The sequence below is a fragment of the Methylobacterium sp. J-043 genome (assembly GCF_022829505.1).
In the GTDB taxonomy this organism is placed as follows: domain Bacteria; phylum Pseudomonadota; class Alphaproteobacteria; order Rhizobiales; family Beijerinckiaceae; genus Methylobacterium; species Methylobacterium extorquens_A.
The window spans coordinates 250,422-269,833 of sequence record NZ_JAKSYB010000058.1 but is presented as its reverse complement, the minus strand read 5'-3'; the positions used below and the strand labels follow the sequence as shown (position 1 = coordinate 269,833).

Here is a 19,412-nt window from a genome sequence, read left to right as displayed (position 1 = left end):
CGAACCCAAGATCAATCGAAGCCAAGGAATTCGAACAGGTCGCGGTCCTTCATCGGCGCGGCCTCGCAGGGGTCGGCACCGGCCCAGAGCGTCTCGGCGAGCCGCATGTACTCGTCGGTGACGGCCTTCAGCTCCGGCGACGGATCCATCTCGAACAGGGTCGATTTCTTCAGGCGCGAGCGGCGCACCACGTCGAGGTCGGGGAAATGCGCGAGCCGGCGCAGGCCCACCGCCGCGTTGAAGCGGTCGATCTCGTCGGTCCCCGCCGAGCGGTTGGCGATGACACCGCCGAGGCGCACGCCGTAGTTTTTCGACTTGGAGTGGATCGCCGCGACGATGCGGTTCATCGCGAAGATCGAATCGAAATCGTTGGCGGTGACGATCAGCGCTCGGTCGGCGTGCTGGAGCGGCGAGGCGAAGCCGCCGCAGACCACGTCGCCGAGGACGTCGAACACGACGACGTCGGTATCCTCCAGGAGGTGATGCTCCTTGAGGAGCTTCACCGTCTGCCCGACGACGTAGCCGCCGCAGCCGGTGCCGGCGGGCGGGCCGCCGGCCTCGACGCATTTCACGCCATTATAGCCCTCGACCACGAAGTCTTCCGGCCGCAACTCCTCGGAGTGGAAGTTCACCGATTCGAGCGCGTCGATCACCGTCGGTGCGAGGCGCTTGGTCAGGGTAAAGGTCGAGTCGTGCTTCGGGTCACAGCCGATCTGCAGGACGCGCTTGCCGAGCTTCGAGAAGGCCACCGACAGGTTCGAGGAGGTGGTGGACTTGCCGATGCCGCCCTTGCCGTAGACCGCGAAGACCTTGGCGGTCTCGATCCGGTCGTCCGGATCGAGCGAGACCTGCAGGCTGCCCTCCTCGCGGCGGATCGGGACCGGATTTCGGATGGCGATGTTCATGCCGCGACTCCTGCGGTGATGCCGGGTGTGACGCCCTCCAGCCGGTCTTCCAGTTCCTCCTCGGCACGGTCGAGCGCGTCGCGCATCGCCGGGTCGGGAGTCCAGAAGCCGCGGCGGTGAGCCTCGATCAGGCGGCTCGCGACCTTGGCGCAGGCCGTGGGGTTGAGGGTCGCCATACGGTCGCGCATCACGTCGTCGAGCACGAAGGTCTCGGTGATGCGCTCGTAGATCCAGGGTTGCACCGCGCCGGCGGTGGCGGACCAGCCGACGGTGTTGGTCAGCGTCGCCTCGATCTGGCGCACGCCCTCGTAGCCGTGGCCGAGCAGGCCCTCGTACCATTTCGGGTTGAGCATGCGGGTGCGAGTTTCCAACGCCACCTGCTCGTCGAGGGAGCGCACGCGCCCCTCCCCCCGGGTCTGGTCGCTGATGTAGATCGGCACCGCCTCGCCACGGGCGCGGGCCACCGCCCGGCCCATCCCGCCGAGCCCGTCGAAGTAGTGATCGACACTCGTGACGCCGAGTTCGACCGAATCGAGGTTCTGGTAGGCGAGATCGACCCGCGACAGCACCGCCTTCATCAGGTCGCGCTGCGGCGCCGGACGGCCGGACCGGTCGTAGGCGAAGCTCTTCCTGCGCGAGAACGTCTCGCAGAGTTCGTCCTCGTCGTCCCAGCGGCCGGACTCGACGAGATGGTTGACGTTGGCGCCGTAGGCCCCCTCGGCATTGGAGAAGACGCGCAGCGCCGCCGTCTCGAAGTCGCAGCCTTGCTCGGCCTGGATCGCCAGCGCGTGCTTGCGCACGAAGTTTTTCTCGATCGGCTCGTCGGCGCTGGCTGCCATGAAGCTCGCTTCCGCGAGCAGCTTGGTCTGCAGGGGCAGAAGATCGCGAAAGATGCCCGAGAGCGTGACCACCGCATCGATGCGCGGGCGGCCGAGCCTTTCGAGCGGGATCAGCTCGGCCCCCGCGAGGCGGCCGTAACCGTCGAAGCGGGGCGCCGCGCCGATCAGCGCCAGCGCCTGGGCAATGGGGCCGCCCTCGCTCTTCAGGTTGTCGGTGCCCCACAGGACGAGGGCGACACTTTCCGGCAGGGCCCGGCCTTCCGCGATGTGGCGATCCAGCACCCGCGCCACCTGTTTGGCGCCGTCCGCCAGCGCGAAGGCCGTGGGCAGGCGGTAGGGGTCGAAGCCGTGCAGGTTGCGCCCCGTGGGCAGGATGCCGGGATTGCGCAGAAGATCGCCGCCCGCGACCGGGGCGACGAAGCGCCCGTCGAGGGCCCGCATCAGCGCGGGCAACTCGCTGTCACGGGCGAGGTCGGCATCGATCCGGGCGAGGTCGGCGAAGGCGCCCCGGTGGGTCTCGTCGGCCGGCAAACCGGCCGCGGCCAGCGACTCGCTGAGGGACGCGCCCGCGATCAGATGCTCGATCCCGGCGCGGGCCGGCTTGAGCCCGTGCGAGGCTTCCGCCAGGGCGAGCAGCAGATCGACGCGTTCCTCGCCGGCCATCCCCTGGCCGATCACGTGCAGGCCGTGCGGGATCAGCGTCTGTTCGAGTTCGAACAAAGCGGCGGCGAGCGCGGTGACATGCGGGGCGGGATTGCCCTCCCAGGCGGGATCGGCCGGCACGAGATCAACGGCTGCGCCCTGCGCCTGGATGATCGCGGCGAGCGCCGAGCGTTCGGCCGTGGCTTCCGGCTCAAGGCCGCGCCAGCGCTCGACCGAGGCCTTAAGGTCGCACAGGCCGCGGTAGAGCCCGGCGGCGGCGAGACTCGGCGTGAGATAGCTTACCAGTGTCGCGGCGGAGCGGCGCTTGGCGATCGTGCCCTCGGACGGGTTGTTGGCGGCGTAGAGGTAGACGTTCGGCAACGCCCCGATCAGCCGCTCGGGCCAGCACGCCTCCGACAAGCCGGCCTGCTTGCCCGGCATGAATTCGAGCGCGCCGTGGGTGCCGAAATGCAGCACGGCGTCGGCCGAGAAATCCTCGCGCAGCCAGCGGTAGAAGGCGCTGAAGGCGTGGGTCGGCGCGAAGCCCTGCTCGAACAGCAGCCGCATCGGGTCGCCCTCGTAGCCGAAGGCGGGCTGCACCCCGACGAAGACGTTGCCGAACTGCGCACCGAGCACGAGGATGTCGGCGCCGTTGCTCTGGTGGCGGCCGGGCGCCGGGCCCCACTGCGCCTCGATCTCGGGCAGGTAGGTTTCGCGGCGGACGTGATCCTCGGCCGAGACGCGGGCGTGGACGTTGGCCGGCGTGCCGTAGCGGCTGGCGTTGCCGCCGAGAATTTTTTCGCGAAGCGTATCGACGCTGTCGGGCACTTCCACCGTGTACCCGTCGGCCTTCAGGCCGCGCAGGGTGTTCAGCAGCGAGGCGTAGACCGAGAGGAAGGCGGCCGAGCCGGTGGCGCCGGCATTGGGCGGAAAATTGAACAGGATCACGGCCAGACGCCGTTCGCGCTTCGGCCGCCGCCGCAGGGACACGAGCCGATCGATCCGGGCCGCGAGCCGCTCGGCGCGCTCGGGATGCACGCGCATGTCGCGGGCATTGCCGGGGCCGGAGGCCGAGGAGCGGCCGCCGAACACCATCGGCGCGGTGGCGCCGTCGAGTTCGGGGATCGCGACCATCATGGTCGCCTCGACCGGCGACAGGCCGCGCGAGCCCGCCTCCCACTGCTCGATCGTCTGGAACTCCAGGGCGTGGGCGGCGAGATAGGGCACGTCGAGCCGTGCCAGGGTCGCCTCCGCCGCCGCCGCGTCGTTGTAGGCCGGGCCGCCGACCAGCGAGAACCCGGTGAGCGAGACAAGCGCGTCGATGGCCGGCCGGCCGTTGACCGTGAAGTAGGCGTCCACCGCCGGGCGGTTGTCGAGGCCGGCGGCGAAGGCCGGCACCACCGAGAGGCCCTTGGCCTCCAGGGCGGCGATGACGCCGTCGTAATGCGCCGTGTTGCCGGCCAGCACGTAGGAACGCATCAGCAGCAGGCCGACGCGACCGCGGGCGCCCGGCACGGTCGGCAGGGCGGACAGGCTCTCGCCGACGCGGCCCGCCATGCGCGGATGATAGAGACCGGTCTCGGGATAATGCTGGGGCGCCGGGGCGGCCGCGATCTCGCGCCACACGGTTCGGGGGCCGGCGGCGTAGCGCTGCACGAGGAAGCGCACGAGGCTCGCCACGTTCTCGTCAGAGCCCGCGAGCCAGTATTGCAGGGTGAGGAAATAGGCGCGCACGTCCTGCGCCGAGCCGGGGATGAAGCGCAGGATCTTCGGCAGCTTGCGCACCAGCGCCATCTGGCGGGCGGCATTGCCCTCCGCGCCCGGCTTGCCGCGCAGCCGCTTCAGGAAATCGAGGGCCGAGCGCTTGTTCCCGCTCATGTCGAAGCGGTTGAGCTTGGTCGTGCGCACGATCTCGGAGGCCGAGAGGCAGCCGATCATCGCATCGCAGCTCTCGCGGCGGGCCAGGATCGCCGGCAGGATCGCCCGGACATGCTCATCGAGGAACAGCATCGCCGAGACGACGATGTCGGCCCGCGCGATCTCCGCCTCGCAGGCGCGGAGCGCGGCCTTGTCGGTCTCCCATTCCGCGGCGGCGTGGAAGCTCAAGCTCAGCCCCGGCATCTCGGCCGCGAGCCGCAGGCGCGCCCGTTCCACCGCGCTCGCCAAGTGATTGTCGAGCGTGACGATGGCGACGCGGATGGTGGGCCTATCGGCCGAAATGCGCCTTGGCATCGTAGAGGGTCTCGAGAGTGATGAGCGGGAGCTGCCGCTCTCGGGCGAAGCGCTCGGTGTTGGCGCGGGCCTTTCCGCGCACGAAGAACGGGATCTTCTTCAGCTCCTTCTCGGCATCGGGCGCCCACGGCGCGGTGCGAACCGCGTCGGCACCCTGGATCTGGATGGGGGATGGAACGGGCGCCGACGCGAGGGGGGGAGTCTTCGGCGCCCGTTCCACGGCGTCCGCCGTCCCGTTCGGCCCGCGGCCGAGATGAGACGGGGCGGCGCCATCGTGGAATTCGGGATCTTCGCGGAACATCCCGAGGAGATGTTCCTCCAGCCCCATCATCAGGGGGTGCACGAGGGTGTCGAACAGGACGTTGGCGCCCTCGAAACCCATCTGCGGCGAGTGGCGGGCGGGAAAGTCCTGCACGTGGATCGGTGCCGAGATCACCGCGCAGGGGATGCCGATCCGCTTAGCGATGTGGCGCTCCATCTGCGTGCCGAGCACGAGTTCGGGCGCCGCCGCCTGGATCGCCGCCTCGACGTCGAGGTAGTCGTCGGTGATCGTCGCCTCGATGCCGTGGAGGGCCGCTTCCGCCCGGACCTCGCGGGCAAATTCGCGGGTGTAGGTGCCGAGCCCGACGAGCTTGAAGCCGAGTTCGTGCGCGGCGACGCGGGCCAGGGCCAGCGCGTGTGTGGCGTCTCCGAACACGAAGACGCGTTTGCCCGTCAGATAGGTCGAATCGACCGACCGGCTGTACCAGGGCAGGCGCGAAGGCGCGTCGGCGAGGACGGGGGCGGGATCGACCCCGGCCAGGGCGGCGACCGCTTCCACGAAGCGCGTCGTCGCGCCGACGCCGATCGGCACCACATCGACGAAGGGCTGCTGGAACGTCTTTTCAAGGTACTGCGCGGCGCTGCGCGCCACCTCGGGATAGAGCACGACGTTGAAGTCGGCTTCGCCCAGCCGAACGAGATCCGCGGGCGTCGCGCCGAGCGGCGCAACCACGTTCACCGCGATCCCGAGGCCTTCGAGGAGGCGCCGGACCTCGATCAGGTCGTCGCGGTGACGGAAGCCGAGGGCCGTGGGGCCGAGGATGTTGCAGGCTGGGCGCCGCCCTTCGCGCGGGGCGCGCTCGCTCGGAGCGCCGGCCAGGGCGCGCACGAGGCGGTAGAAGGTCTCGGAGGCGCCCCAGTTCTCCTTCTTCTGGTAGGCCGGCAACTCCAGCGGGATCACCGGGATCGGCAGGGCGAGCGCCTTGGCGAGACCGCCCGGATCGTCCTGGATCAACTCGGCGGTGCAGGAGGCGCCGACGATCATCGCCTGGGGCTGGAACCGCGCGTAGGCGGCGGCGACCGCGTCCTTGAAGATCGCGGCGGTGTCGCGGCCGAGATCCTGAGCCTGGAAGGTGGTGTAGGTCACCGGCGGGCGTTTGGCGCGCCGCTCGATCATCGTGAAGAGCAGGTCGGCATAGGTGTCGCCTTGGGGGGCGTGCAGCACGTAGTGCAGCCTCTCCATCGCGGTGGCGACCCGCATGGCGCCGATATGCGGCGGTCCCTCATAGGTCCAGACGGTGAGCTGCATGGCCGCTACACCTCCAGCCTGGCGCGCCGGTCGAGCGGGCGCGCGAACAATTCGGCGAGGTCGCCCGCCTGCTCGTAGCCCTGGATCGGCGTGAACAGCAGTTCGATCGACCATTTCGTGGTCAGCCCCTCCGCTTCGAGCGGGTTGGCGAGGCCGAGGCCGCACACGGTCAGGTCCGGCCGCGCCGCGCGGCACCGGTCGAGCCCGTCGTCGAGGCTCTGGCCCTCCACCACGGCGGTGCCGTCGGGGAGCCAGTCGAGTTCGGCGGCGAGGTGGCCCCGATGCAGATAGGGCGTGCCGACCTCGATCAGCTCGGCACCCATCTCCCTAGACAGGAAGCGGGCGAGCGGCACTTCGAGCTGCGAATCGGGGAAGAAGAACACCCGCTTGCCGGCAAGCTTCTCGGCATAGGCGGCGAGCGCCTGATGCGAGCGGCGCAGGCCCGGCGCCGTCACCGCCTCGAACCGGGCGGCATCGACACCGAAGGCGTCGGCCGCCGCGCGCAGCCACTCCGTCGTGCCCTCCGCACCCAGGGGGAACGGGGCGGCGATTCGCCGGGCTCCGCGCTCTTCCAGGGCCCGCGCGGTGTCGGCCAGGAAGGGTTGCGCCAGGAGAAAGCGCGTGCCGCGCCCGACCGGGGGCATCTGGCCGGCGCGTCGCGCCGGGAGGAAGCGCGCATCGATGCCGAGATCGGAGAACAGCCGGGCGAACTGATCCTCGACGACGTCGGCGAGTGCGCCGACGACGAGGAGTTCGTCCGTCGCCGTCGTCTCCGGCAGTTCCGGCACCAGGGAGGCGAGGCAGGCATCCTCGCCCTGCGTGAAGGTCGTCTCGATGCCGGAGCCCGAATAGTTCAGCACCCGCACCTCCGGGGCGAGCCGCCGCGACAGCCGCAGGGCCGCCCGCGACAGGTCGAGCTTGATCACTTCCGAGGGGCAGGAGCCGACGAGGAACAGCAGCCGGATGTCGGGCCGCCGCTCGATCAGCCGCGTCACCACCCGCTCGAGTTCCTCGTTCATGTCGGCGAGGCCCGCGAGATCGCGCTCGTCGATGATGGCGGTGGCAAAGCGCGGCTCGGCGAAGATCATCACGCCCGCCGCCGACTGGATCAGGTGGGCGCAGGTGCGCGAGCCGACGACGAGAAAGAACGCGTCCTGGATCTTCCGGTGGAGCCAGACGATGCCGGTGAGGCCGCAGAACACCGCCCGCTGGCCGTGCTCGGCGCGGACCGCGACGCCGCATTCGGTGGAAGGAAGGGGCGCGTGGGCGTTCACCGGGCCACCTCACCTGCGAAAGAGAGGGGCGCCGGCGCTTCGAGCCGCGCCGCCCGGAGCTTCAGGAGGAACTGGCCGGCATTGATGAGGTAGGTGGCGTAGGCGGCGAGCGCGAGGACGAGCAATCCCTGCGTATCGAGCAGGTTTAAGCCGAGCGCCGCGAGATAGGCCGTGTGCAGCGCAAGCACGAGCATGCTGAACACGTCCTCCCAGAAGAAGGCCGGCGCGAACAGGTAGCGGCCGAACACGACCTTCTCCCAGATCGAGCCCGTGACCATGATCGCGTAGAGACAGAGGGTCTTGGCGACGACGGAGGCATTGGCGATGTCCGCCCCTTCCCCTGTGGCGAGCGTGCGCAGGACGAGGCCGAGACTCACGGCGAAGACGAGAAACTGCAGCGGAGCCAGAATCCCCTGCACCAGCGTCCAGGGCGACGCGTCGCGCCGCTGACGTTGTGCGCTCGTGTAGAGCGGTTGTTGCCGGCCTTGGTGCTGACGCATGGCGTCCGCCCTCGCTCGCCCTTCGGCCTCGTCTTCGGAGACCTCGATAGGCTGAGCCTAGGCCCGGCCACCCAAAAGTGTCAATCCAAGTTGACGGTTGTTGCGGATTACATTTCTTCCGAGCTGGACGGGGTCGGGGATTGCCAATCGTGGGCGGAAGCGTATCGTTGGCCTACACGCGTCCGTTGCCTCGGCACCGATCAGCGCATTAAATTGCACGCTGCATCCACCGAGCCGCATCCTCAGGGAGACGCCCATGGGCGACTGGAGGCATCTCGGCGAGCGTCTCGAATTTCCCGCTGTGGCACCGGAATGCCGGGTCGTGGCCGAGCCGCTTGTCCCCTCTGCGTTTGAGCAGCAGCCCGACGGACTCGGGATGCGCCGGCAGCTGGCCAGCGTGGTCGAGGCCGAGATTTTGCCCCGGCTGATGCTGGCGCACCGTGACCGGGCGACGCCCCGGCCCGCGGCCTCCGGGCGCCGGCCGACGCCCGACGAAGTTCAGCGCCTCAGCGATCTCCTGCTCGCCCGAACGGACACCGATCTCGCCCCCCACCTCCTTCGCGTCCTCGACGAGGGGCTGACCCTCGAAGGCGTGCTGGTCGATCTGCTGGCGCCGGTGGCACGGTATCTCGGGCAACTCTGGGAGGAGGATGCCTGTGATTTCGTAGATGTAACCGTGGCCCTCGGGCGCCTTCAGGCGGCGACGCGCGACTTGTGCGCGAGGCTTGAGAACGATGCCGTCGATCCCTCGGGGCGCAGCATCCTGCTGCTGCCTTGCCCGGGCGAGACGCATATTTTCTGCCTGTCGCTGATCGCGACCATCTTCCGCGAATCGGGGTGGGACGTGACCACTACCGGTGCCCAATCGAACCTCGACGCGGCGGATCTCGTCCGCATGGAATGGTTCGACGTCCTCGGGCTGACGCTGTCCTGCGACGTGTTCATGCCCGCACTTGCGGAGCGGATTCGTGCCCTGCGCGGTGCTTCGTGCAACCCGCGGATCAAGGTGTTGGTCGGCGGCCCCTATTTCGCCCGGAATCCTGATCACGTCCGCCTCGTCGGCGCGGACGGCACGGCGGAAGATGGGCGTCTTGCACCGCTCATTGCGGAAAGCTTGCTTGAAATGCGGACGCGAGCCTGTTGATAAGGGCGCTTTCTGCGCCATCACAAAGTGTTGACCTTGAGCAGCTTGGCGAGCCCTTCTCCTCGGCGCCCCTCTTCGGCGCTGCAACAGGCGGCCGGTCTTCTCGATGGAGAAGCGGCCGGGCTGCTGATTGCCGCGACCTCCGATCTCTCTCTCGTCGTCGATCACCACGGCATCATTCGCGATACCACGGCCGGCCGGGGTGATCTCGAGGGACAGGGCATCGAGGCTTGGCTCGGCAAGCCTTGGATCGACACCGTGACCGTCGAGAGCCGGCCGAAGATCGATGCGCTGCTGCGCGACGCGGCGCCCGGCACGATGACCCGCTGGCGGCAGGTCAATCATCCCTCTCCCTCCGGCACGGACCTGCCGATTCGCTATGCTACGCTCCGTCCGCGCAAGGACGGGCCGATCATCGTCGTCGGGCAGGATTTGCGGACGATCGCGGCGCTCCAGCGGCGTCTGGCCGAGACCCAGCAGGCGCTGGAGCGGGATTACGACCGCCTGCGCACCGCCGAGACCCGCTACAAGCTCCTGTTCCAGCTTTCCGGCGAGCCGGTCTTGGTCGTCGATGCCGGCACGCGGCGGGTGACGGAAATCAACCCGGCGGCGATGCGGCTGCTCGGCCGCCCGCAGAAGCGCGTGATCGGTCAGGATGCCGCCGATCTGTTCGACGCGGGCAGCCTACGGGAACTGCAAAACCTGTTCGCCGGACTGCGCGTCACCGGACAGGCGACGGATCTCGTCGCGCCTCTGGCTGGTGGCCGGGGTGACGTCCGGGTTTCCGCCTCCCTGTTCCGCGGCGAGGGCACGACCTCGGTGCTGTTGCGCCTGGCCACCCTCGTTCCGGCAGCGCCTGAACGCATCGAGTTCGGCCGTGGCGTGCTCGACGTCATCCAGCGGATGCCGGAGGGCTTCGTCGTCACCGACGCTGGGCGCCGTATCCTCACCGCCAACACCGCCTTCCTCGATCTCACCCAGCACGCCACCGAGGAGCAGGTCCGCGGCCAGACCCTCGACAGTTGGCTCGGCCGCGAGGAAACGGACGCGCTCGCGCTGTTCACGATGCTGCGCGACCATGGCTCGGTGCGCCATTTCTCGACCGTGATGCGCGGTCAGTACGGTTCCGTGGAGGAGGTGGAGGTCGCCGCCGTCTCCACCTCTCACGCCGATCAGCCGTGTTTCGGCTTCACCGTCCGCGCGACGCCGCGGCGAGCGGCTCCGGTCCACGCCGGCGGCGGGCACGACCTGCCCCGCTCGGTCGAGCAGATGACCGAACTCGTGGGCCGCGTGTCCATGAAGGCCCTGGTGCGGGAGACGACCGACCTCATCGAGAAGCTGTGCATCGAGGCGGCCTTGCGAATCACGCGCGACAACCGCGCCTCGGCGGCGGAGATGCTCGGCCTCAGCCGTCAGGGTCTCTATGCGAAGATGCGTCGCTACGGCATCGGCGACCTCGACGGGAACGACCCTGAGTTGACGTCTTAGGCATTTTCCAAAAAATCGGCTCTATAATGCACAGGTGCGTCGGAGTTGACATCTCCGCCTTATTTTGAGGTGTGTGTAAAGCTTGCTTGACACATGCGGCGCCCCGCCGGTAGCTTTCCGCCATGGCAACGCCCGCGCCGAGCGCCATCGTCGAGCTTCTCAAGCCCATCACGTGGTTCGCACCGATGTGGGCGTTCGGCTGCGGGGTGATCTCCTCCGGTCAGACGCCGTCCGGGCAGTGGCTGGTCATCGCCGCGGGCGTCCTTCTCGCCGGGCCGCTGGTCTGCGCGACGAGCCAGGCCGCCAACGACTGGTTCGATCGCCACGTCGATGCCATCAACGAACCCGACCGGCCGATCCCCTCCGGGCGCATTCCCGGCCGGTGGGGCCTTTATCTCGCCGCCGGCTGGACGGTTCTGTCGCTGGTCGTCGCCGCGCTGCTCGGGCCCTGGATCCTCGGTGCCGCCCTGTTCGGCCTCGTGCTCGCTTGGATCTACTCGGCGCCTCCGTTCCGGCTGAAGCAGAACGGCTGGTGGGGCAATTCGGCGGTGGCGCTCTGCTACGAGGGCCTGCCCTGGTTCACCGGCGCCGCGGTGATGGCCGCCTCGATGCCCGACCGGCGGGTGCTCCTCGTCGCCCTGCTCTACTCGGTCGGCGCGCACGGCATCATGACCCTCAACGATTTCAAGTCGGTGGAGGGGGACCGGGCCATGGGCCTGCGCTCGCTGCCGGTGCAACTCGGCTCCGATCGCGCGGCGCGCTTCGCCTGCCTCGTCATGGCCGTGCCCCAAGTGGTGGTGGTCGCGCTCCTCCTCCATTGGGAACGGCCCTGGCATGCCGCGTTGATTGGTGCCCTGCTCGCGGGTCAGCTCGTGCTGATGACGCATTTCCTGAAGGCGCCCCGCGCGCGCGCCGCCTGGTACAACGGCACCGGCACGACGCTCTACGTTGTCGGCATGCTGGCCGCGGCTTTCGCCCTGCGCCCGCTCGTGCAAGGGCTGGCGCCATGACCCGCACGCCCGCCGCCGTCTCTCGATCTTTCTCCTGGCTCCAGATCGTCCGGCTCGGGCTCGTCCAGACCGCGCTCGGGGCGGTCGTGGTGCTGATGACATCGACCATCAACCGGGTGATGGTGGTGGAACTGGCGCTCCCCGCGATCGTGCCCGGCGCCCTCGTCGCTCTGCACTACGCCACGCAGGTGCTGCGTCCGCGATGGGGCTACGGCTCCGATGTCGGGGGGCGGCGCACGCCGTGGATCGTCGGCGGCATGGCCGCGCTCTGCCTCGGCGGTTTCGGCGCCGCTGCGGCGACGGCGCTCGCGGCGAGCCACCTCGCCGCCGGCCTCGCGCTTGCCGTCTTCTCCTTCCTGCTCGTCGGCATGGGTGCGGGCGCGGCGGGCACTTCGCTTCTCGTCCTGCTCGCGACCGGGGTCGAAGCCGAGCGCCGGGGCGCGGCGGCGACCATCGTCTGGGTGATGATGATCGCCGGCTTCGCCGTGACCGCGCCGCTGGCCGGCCACTTCCTCGATCCGTTCTCGGGTGCGCGGCTCGTCGCCGTCTCGGGCACCGTCTCCCTCGTCGCCTTCGCCGTGGCTTGCCTGGCGGTGGCCGGCATCGAGCCGCGCCGCCGCGCGAATGCCGCCGGCCGGGCCGAGACGAAGCCGCCCTTCCGGGCGGTGCTGGCGCAGGTGCTGGCCGAGCCCGCGGCCCGGCGCTTCACCCTGTTCATCTTCGTCTCGATGCTCGCCTACAGCGCGCAGGAACTGATTCTCGAACCCTATGCCGGTCTCGTCTTCGCGATGACGCCGGGGGCGACGACTAAGCTGGCCGGGCTTCAGCACGGCGGCGTGCTCGCCGGCATGCTGTTCGTGGCCGGCGTCACCGTGTTCGTCGGCGGGCCGGTGCTGGGATCGCTGAAGCTTTGGACGGCCATCGGCTGCGGGCTCTCGGCGCTGGCGCTCGGGACCATCGCCGCCGGTGGACCGATCGGACCTGACTTCCCCTTACGCGCGGCGGTGGCGGGCCTCGGCTTCGGCAACGGCGTCTACGCCGTGGCGGCGATCGGTTCGATGATGGCGCTGGCCGGGCGCGGCGGCGAGGCCGAGCGCGGCACCCGCATGGGCGTCTGGGGCGCGGCCCAGGGCGTGGCCTTCGGTGCCGGCGGCCTCATCGGTACGCTCGCGGTCGATCTCGCCCGCCTCGTCACCTCCGAACCCGTCACCGCCTATGCCGCGGTGTTCGCGGCGGAGGGCGTCCTGTTCCTCGTCGCCCTGCTCATCGGCCTGCGCGTCGAGCACGTCACCGTCGGCCGGCGGCGCAACCCGCTGACCGAGACGGCCTCCTTCCAGCTCAACCCCGGCTTCGAGGCGCGGTAACCCCATGGCAGACCACGACGCTTCCGAAACCTTCGACGTCGTGGTGGTGGGCGGCGGCCCCGCGGGGTCGATCGCGGCCGCCGACCTCGCCGCCTCCGGGCGGCGGGTGCTGCTCCTCGACAAGGCCGGGCGGATCAAGCCCTGCGGCGGAGCGATTCCACCGCGGCTGATCCGCGACTTCGCGATCCCCGACGCGCAACTCGTCGCCCGCATCCGCTGCGCCCGGATGGTGGCGCCGAGCGAGCGCGCGGTCGACATGCCGGTCGGCGACGGCTTCGTCGGCATGGTCGATCGCGAGCATTTCGATCCGTACCTGCGCGAGCGGGCGGCGCTCGCGGGGGCGGATCTGCGCGACGGCCTGTTCGAACGCATCTCCCGCGACGGCCCAGGTCTCACCACGGTGCATTACCGCTTCGGCAAGGGCGGCGAAGAACATCGGGCGCAGGCCCGTCTCGTCATCGGCGCCGACGGTGCGACCTCTACGGTCGGACGCGCCGAGATTCCGGGGCATGCCCGGATGCGCCAGGTCTTCGCCTATCACGAGATCGTCCGGCGCCCTGCGGATGCCGGACACGACGGCGCGCGCTGCGACGTCTACTATCAGGGCCGCCTCTCGCCGGATTTCTATGCCTGGATCTTCCCGCATGGCGACACCGTCAGCGTCGGCACCGGCAGCGCCCGCAAGGGCTTCTCCCTGCGCGGCGCGATCCGCGATCTGCGCGCCAGCACCGGCCTCGATTCCTGCGAGACGATCCGTCGGGAGGGTGCACCGCTTCCGCTCAAGCCGCTGCGGCGGTGGGACAACGGACGCGACGTGCTGCTCGCGGGCGATGCGGCGGGCGTCGTCGCGCCGGCCTCCGGCGAAGGCATCTACTACGCGATGCTCGGCGGTCGCCTCGCCGCGGAGGCCGCGGGGGCCTTCCTCGCGACCGGCGATGCCCGCGCCCTCGCGCAGGCGCGGAAGCAGTTCATGCGGCTGCACGGACGCGTCTTCTGGATCCTCGGGATGATGCAGTGGGTCTGGTATCGCAGCGACACCCTGCGGGAGCGCTTCGTCTCGATCTGCAAGGACAAGGACGTCCAGCAGCTTACCTGGGACGCCTACATGAACAAGGAACTTGTGCGCGCAAAACCCGCCGCGCATGCGCGGATCTTCTTCAAGGACCTCGCGCACCTGTTCCGCTGGGTCTCGCCGTGACCGGCCTGCTGGCCGGGGGGTGGGGGCCGCCCGTCGTCGCCGCCCTCGTGGCGCTCGCCGTCGCGGTGGCAGGCGGGATCGCGACCCGGACGGACGCTTGGTATCGACGCCTGCGCGTTCCCGGCTGGAAGCCGCCGGACTGGGCGTTCGGGCCGGTCTGGTCCGTCATCTTCGTCCTCACCACCGCCTCCGCGATCATCGCCTGGAACGCCGACCCGGACCCGGCGGCGCGAGCCCGGCTCGTTGCGGTCTTCGCCGTCAACGGCGTGCTCAACATCGCGTGGAGCGTCGTCTTCTTTCGGCTGCGACGGCCCGATTGGGCCTTCGCCGAGGTGCTGCTGCTGTGGCTCTCCATCCTCGCCGTGATGGTCACCGTCGCCCAAGCCTCGCTGCCCGCAGCCCTGCTCAACCTTCCCTACCTCGCCTGGGTCAGCATCGCCGCTTGCCTGAACCTCACCATCGTCCGGCTCAATCCGCGCTTCGGGCGGCGCTTGAGGAGTGCGTGAGCGGTGGACGGGTTTTTCGCCACACTCTTCGCCTCCGGGCGGATCGTCGATGCCATCCTCGTGCTGGTGGCCTTGGAGGCGCTCGTTCTGCTCGGCGTTCGCGCCCGCTGGGGGCGCGGCCCGGCACCGGGGGCGCTCCTGAGCAACCTCGCCTCCGGCGCGGCGCTGATGCTGGCCGTTAGGGCGGCGCTCACCGGCACGGCGTGGCCCGGTGTCGCGGGTTGGCTGGCCGCGGCACTCGTAGCGCATATCGCTGAGATGGTGATCCGTTTTCGCCGCGCCGGAGCGACGGCTTCGTCGGACTGTGACAAGGCGACATGGAACAACCGAAAGTGGCGAACGTTCGGTGCGCGTCCACCGGTGACTTAGAACTATTCTTTACCGAGGCCTTCGACATCTGGAGATCGGGTTCATGACACGCCTCACTGCCCTCGGCTCCGGTTGGTTCGCCCTCGCCGCCCTCCTCTCGGTCGGTGCGGCCCAAGCGCAGGAGGCTGACGCCGATCTGATCAAGCGCGGCGAATATCTGGCGACGGCGGGCGACTGCACCGCCTGCCACACCAAGGCCGGCGGCAAGTTCATGGCCGGCAACTTCAATCTCGATACGCCGATCGGGGCGATCAAGACCCCCAATCTCACGCCGGACGACGAGACCGGCATCGGCAAGTGGAGCTACGAGACCTTCGAGAAGGCGTTCCGTCACGGCATCGGCGACGAGGGGGAGTATCTCTACCCGGCCTTCCCGTTCTCCTGGTACACCAAGGTTTCGGACGACGACACGAAAGCGATCTTCGCCTACCTCAAATCTCTCACCCCGGTGAAGGAGAAGCGGGAGGACAACGAGATCCCCTTCCCGTTCAACGTCCGCACTGCTCTGATCACGTGGCGCACCGCCTTCTTCACTGAGGGGCGTTTCGAGCCCGATCCCAAGGCCAGCGCGGAGGTCAATCGCGGCGGGTACTTGGTCGAAGGCCTCGGCCATTGCGGTATGTGCCACAACGAGCGCAAGCTCGTCGGCAATTCGAGCCTTGCCGGCCGGTTCGGTGGCGGCGTCATCGACGGCTGGTACGCGCCCAACATCACCCCGGACGGGCATCAGGGCATCGGCGCGTGGAGCGACGAGGAGGTCGTGAGCTACCTCAAGACGGGCACCGCCCCCGGCAACCGGCCGGGCGTGGCCGCCGGCCCGATGCGCCAGACCATCGAAGAATCGCTCTCCAAGATGACCGACGCCGACCTAAAGGCGATGGTTGCCTATCTGCGCACGATCCCGGCCAAGCAGACCTACAAGGAGAAGGATCTCCAGGCGTTCAACGGGCCGGGCGCGCCGGGGGCGGACACTTACCTCACCTACTGCTCCTCCTGTCACCGGCCGGACGGCAAGGGTGTCGAGGGAGCGATTCCGGCTCTCGCCGGCAACACCTCGATCCAGTCCGGCGGTCCCGAGAGCATCATCAACGTGATCGTTGGCGGCCTATCCGCCCAGAGCGGCTACGCACCGATGCCGGCCATCGGCCAGGAGATGTCCGACCAGCAGATCAAGGACGTTACCGACTACATCCGCAACTCGTGGGGCAACAAGGCTCCGGTCGTGTCGGAAGTCGGTGTCGTCGCGACCGCGCGGGAAAAAATCAAAACGATGATGGCCGGTAATGCGCCCTGCTCGACCATCGAGAACGAAGGGCTGAAAGGCAGCATCGAGGAGGCCACCGGCGGCGACGCGCTGAAGGGGCTGAAACCGAACGATTTCGTTCCGGTCCTCGCCCGCGTTGCGCCGAAGGTGAAGGCTGCCGTGCCCGAGGCCGGCGACGACACTGTGGTCAACGGGCTGCTCTCGGCCTTCTGCAAGGCGAATCGCAGTGACAAGGATGCGGAGCCTCTGCCCTGGTCGACGACCATCGGCTCGTTCGGCAACGTTGCCTACAGCCAGGTCAAGAACCCGGAGAAGCGCGTGGAGGCCACGCCGGGCCAGCCGCCGGCCTCGGGGGCAACATCGCCGAAGCCTTGATTCCGGTTTTTTCGCACTACCATTGCCGGGTGCGGTCGCAGTTCCGTAACGCGTGGACGGTGGACCGCGAGGGATCGCACGACGGATCCCGACAGCCCTCGATGGGGAGTGTGAGCGGATGCAACTCGGCATGATCGGCCTCGGCCGGATGGGCGGCAACATCGTCCGCCGCCTGCTGCGCGATGGCCACACGGCCGTGGTCTACGACCGTGATCCGAAGGCGGTGGAGGCGCTGGCCGCCGAGGGTGCGACGCCTGCCTCCAGCCTGGAGGATCTTGCTGCCAAGCTCGAGGCGCCGCGCACGGCTTGGGTCATGCTGCCGGCCGGCCAGATCACCGAGGAGACGGTGACCGCGCTCGGCGGCCTCCTGAGTGCCGACGACTGCATCATCGATGGCGGCAACTCGTTCTATCAGGACGATGTGCGCCGGGCTCGAGACCTCGATGCCAAGGGTATCCACTACATCGATGTCGGCACCTCTGGCGGGGTGTGGGGTCTGGAGCGCGGCTACTGCATGATGATCGGCGGCCACAAGGCGGCCGTCGATCGGCTCGACCCGATCTTCCGCACGCTGGCACCGGGCCTCGGCGAGATCCCGCGTACACACGGGCGTGAGGATCGCGATCCGCGTGCCGAGCAGGGCTACATCCATGCGGGCCCGAGCGGCGCCGGTCATTTCGTGAAGATGGTCCATAACGGCATCGAGTACGGCCTGATGCAGGCCTATGCCGAGGGCTTCGACATCCTTCGCCACGCCAGCGCCCCCAACATTCCCGAGGAGCGCCGCTTCGACCTCAATCTCGGCGACATCGCCGAGGTGTGGCGGCGAGGCAGCGTGGTCTCCTCCTGGCTCCTCGATCTCACCGCGTCCGCGCTCGCGGGCGACGAGCGCCTCGAAGGATATTCCGGTTACGTCGAGGATTCCGGTGAGGGCCGCTGGACCATCAATGCAGCGGTCGAGGAAGCCGTACCGGCCACCGTCCTCTCCAGCGCCCTCTACCGCCGCTTCCGCTCCCGCGAGGATGAGAGCTACGCCGACAAGCTGCTCTCGGCCATGCGCCAGGGCTTTGGCGGCCACAAGGAGCCGCCGCGCCGGGGGCCCGCGCCATGATCCCGCTTCCCTCGAACACCGAGCTGATGGCGGATGCCGAGGCGACGGCCCGCGCGGCGGCCGAGCACCTGCTGGCGATGGCCGAGAGCGCGGAGGGCGAGCGCATCGCGATCTGTCTCTCCGGCGGCTCGACCCCAAAGCGGCTCTACGCGCTGCTGGCCTCCCCCGGCTACGTCGAGCGGGTGCCATGGGCGCGCATTCACTGGTTCTTCGGCGATGACCGCGTGGTGCCATGGGACGATGCGCTGAGCAACGTCCGCATGGTCCGAGAGGCGTTCGGCCATGCCGCCCCGGTGCCGGCGACGCATCTGTACTTCATGCCCTCCGATCACGGAGCGGAAGCAGGCGCGCGCGCCTACGAGAAGACGCTTCGCGACTTCTACGGGGCTGAACAGTTCGACCCGGCACGACCGCTGTTCGATCTCGTGCTGCTCGGCCTCGGTAGCGATGGCCATACCGCCTCGCTGTTTCCGGGCAAACCGGCTGTCGCCGAACGCACGGCCTGGGTGGCGCCGGTCCCGGAAGCGGGAATGGAGCCGTTCGTGCCGCGCATCACCCTGACCTTTCCGGTGCTGGCCTCCTCGCGCTCGGTGCTGTTTCTCGTCAACGGCGCAAGCAAGCGCGAGCCGCTGCAACGGATCGCCGACGGCGAGGATCTACCAGCGCGACACGTCGAGAGTGCCGGGCGCGTGACGTGGTATGTCGATCGTGACGCGGCCGCAGCCTGAGCCTCGGCGGACCGGTTCGACCATCGATCGGCCGCGAGACACCCTCGGCGGACGGCGCAAACGCCTCATTTCCGACGTCGATCTTACCGGTGTATGAACGGCCATCCTTGATCAACCGGAGTACTCCGATGGTAGGAGCCGAACACGCCACCGTGCGGGATTTCTGGCCACAGCTCCGTCAGCCACGCCCCGTCCTGCGGCGTGGCCGTATCCTGCCGGGGCCGCTGAAGTCGCTCGAACGGCGCAGCCGCCGTCCGGTCTGGGCTGTCGGCGTCGGCGTGGTGGGCCTTTCGCTCGTCGCGACCTGGGCAATCGCATCGCAGATCCGATCGAGCCCCGCCGAGGCGTCTCACATCGCCGCTGCGCCGGTCGCAGAGCCGCTTCCGGACGTTTCGCAGCCAGTCCGCATCGTCGGCGCCGCGCTGTCACCGCAGATGGCGCCTGCACCCGAACGCCCGGTCGCGGTTGATATGGCTTCCCCGGTGCCGCCCGCTATCGAGGCCCCCGAGGAACGGCCGCGGGCCGCCGCTATGGCGGCTGCACCGGTTCCGGCTCCGAAATCCGTCGCCGCGCTTCCGGCAGAACTCGGCGCCCTTCCGGTTCTGGAGCTCGACGAGACGACGTTCGACGCGATGCCGCCTCCGGCTCTGGAGAGCCCCTCCCGTGCCGTCACGCGGACTTCGGCGAGACCGTAAAACCCGAGTCTGATCCGGTCCCCGTTTGATCCAAGCGGGGACCGGATCAGCAAGCCCGTGCGGCGCTTGAGCGAAGCCCAGATCCGCCATCCCGACGGGATCAGCCGGATTTGGTATGAAACAAGAACGCCCCCGGTCGCGATGCGAGCGGGGGCGAATATGTGTGGGATGCCTCAGGTCCGGCGCTTCGATCGCGCC

At 69.1% G+C, this 19,412-nt stretch carries 16 protein-coding genes; 11 read left to right on the top strand and 5 right to left on the bottom strand.

The window, feature by feature from the left end:
* Positions 1-11: 11 nt before the first annotated feature.
* The 5 genes from bchL to bchF are packed head-to-tail and all read right to left on the bottom strand — an operon-like array spanning position 12 to position 7,962.
* Entirely contained in the window at positions 12-905 is an 894-nt protein-coding gene (gene bchL / locus MKK50_RS16540; RefSeq protein ID WP_166061178.1) for a ferredoxin:protochlorophyllide reductase (ATP-dependent) iron-sulfur ATP-binding protein, read from the bottom strand.
* Positions 902-4,618 carry a magnesium chelatase subunit H gene (locus MKK50_RS16535; protein WP_499023862.1) on the bottom strand — a complete coding sequence of 1,239 codons (3,717 nt, stop codon included), beginning with the start codon at positions 4,616-4,618 and terminating at the stop codon, positions 902-904. The genes bchL and MKK50_RS16535 overlap by 4 nt, the downstream gene beginning before the upstream one ends.
* Positions 4,593-6,188, bottom strand: coding sequence for a ferredoxin:protochlorophyllide reductase (ATP-dependent) subunit B (gene bchB, locus MKK50_RS16530; protein WP_499023860.1), 1,596 nt, complete (start codon positions 6,186-6,188; stop codon positions 4,593-4,595). Before bchB ends, MKK50_RS16535 begins: the two co-directional genes overlap by 26 nt.
* A 5-nt stretch (positions 6,189-6,193) precedes the next feature.
* Positions 6,194-7,462: a ferredoxin:protochlorophyllide reductase (ATP-dependent) subunit N gene (locus MKK50_RS16525; protein WP_499023858.1), complete on the bottom strand. Its 1,269-nt coding sequence runs from the start codon at positions 7,460-7,462 to the stop codon at positions 6,194-6,196.
* Entirely contained in the window at positions 7,459-7,962 is a 504-nt protein-coding gene (gene bchF / locus MKK50_RS16520) for a 2-vinyl bacteriochlorophyllide hydratase (RefSeq protein ID WP_499023857.1), read from the bottom strand. Before bchF ends, MKK50_RS16525 begins: the two co-directional genes overlap by 4 nt.
* A 256-nt stretch (positions 7,963-8,218) precedes the next feature.
* Between bchF and MKK50_RS16515 the strand changes: the two genes are divergently transcribed.
* The 11 genes from MKK50_RS16515 (at position 8,219) to MKK50_RS16465 (ending at position 19,214) form a co-directional block, all read left to right on the top strand.
* Positions 8,219-9,106, top strand: coding sequence for a cobalamin B12-binding domain-containing protein (locus MKK50_RS16515; protein ID WP_499024090.1), 888 nt, complete (start codon positions 8,219-8,221; stop codon positions 9,104-9,106).
* A 27-nt stretch (positions 9,107-9,133) separates the two neighbouring features.
* Positions 9,134-10,594: a transcriptional regulator PpsR gene (gene ppsR / locus MKK50_RS16510; protein WP_499023855.1), complete on the top strand. Its 1,461-nt coding sequence runs from the start codon at positions 9,134-9,136 to the stop codon at positions 10,592-10,594.
* A 122-nt stretch (positions 10,595-10,716) separates the two neighbouring features.
* The gene (chlG, locus tag MKK50_RS16505; RefSeq protein ID WP_499023853.1) at positions 10,717-11,604 is read left to right on the top strand and encodes a chlorophyll synthase ChlG; all 888 of its coding nucleotides are present in this window, start codon (positions 10,717-10,719) and stop codon (positions 11,602-11,604) included.
* Complete coding sequence (locus MKK50_RS16500) at positions 11,601-12,968, top strand: BCD family MFS transporter (protein ID WP_499023851.1); 1,368 nt, start codon at positions 11,601-11,603, stop codon at positions 12,966-12,968. Before chlG ends, MKK50_RS16500 begins: the two co-directional genes overlap by 4 nt.
* Positions 12,969-12,972: 4 nt before the next feature.
* Positions 12,973-14,166: a geranylgeranyl diphosphate reductase gene (locus MKK50_RS16495; protein WP_499023849.1), complete on the top strand. Its 1,194-nt coding sequence runs from the start codon at positions 12,973-12,975 to the stop codon at positions 14,164-14,166.
* Entirely contained in the window at positions 14,163-14,672 is a 510-nt protein-coding gene (locus tag MKK50_RS16490) for a TspO/MBR family protein (RefSeq protein ID WP_499023847.1), read from the top strand. The genes MKK50_RS16495 and MKK50_RS16490 overlap by 4 nt, the downstream gene beginning before the upstream one ends.
* 3 nt (positions 14,673-14,675) lie before the next feature.
* The gene (locus MKK50_RS16485; RefSeq protein WP_499023845.1) at positions 14,676-15,041 is read left to right on the top strand and encodes a hypothetical protein; all 366 of its coding nucleotides are present in this window, start codon (positions 14,676-14,678) and stop codon (positions 15,039-15,041) included.
* A 43-nt stretch (positions 15,042-15,084) separates the two neighbouring features.
* On the top strand, positions 15,085-16,680 hold the full coding sequence (locus tag MKK50_RS16480) for a cytochrome c (RefSeq protein ID WP_499023844.1): 1,596 nt from the start codon (positions 15,085-15,087) through the stop codon (positions 16,678-16,680).
* A 118-nt stretch (positions 16,681-16,798) separates the two neighbouring features.
* Complete coding sequence (gene gnd / locus MKK50_RS16475) at positions 16,799-17,791, top strand: phosphogluconate dehydrogenase (NAD(+)-dependent, decarboxylating) (protein ID WP_499023841.1); 993 nt, start codon at positions 16,799-16,801, stop codon at positions 17,789-17,791.
* On the top strand, positions 17,788-18,519 hold the full coding sequence (pgl, locus tag MKK50_RS16470; protein ID WP_499023840.1) for a 6-phosphogluconolactonase: 732 nt from the start codon (positions 17,788-17,790) through the stop codon (positions 18,517-18,519). Before gnd ends, pgl begins: the two co-directional genes overlap by 4 nt.
* Positions 18,520-18,647: 128 nt before the next feature.
* Positions 18,648-19,214 carry a hypothetical protein gene (locus MKK50_RS16465; RefSeq protein WP_499023838.1) on the top strand — a complete coding sequence of 189 codons (567 nt, stop codon included), beginning with the start codon at positions 18,648-18,650 and terminating at the stop codon, positions 19,212-19,214.
* Positions 19,215-19,412: the final 198 nt, after the last annotated feature.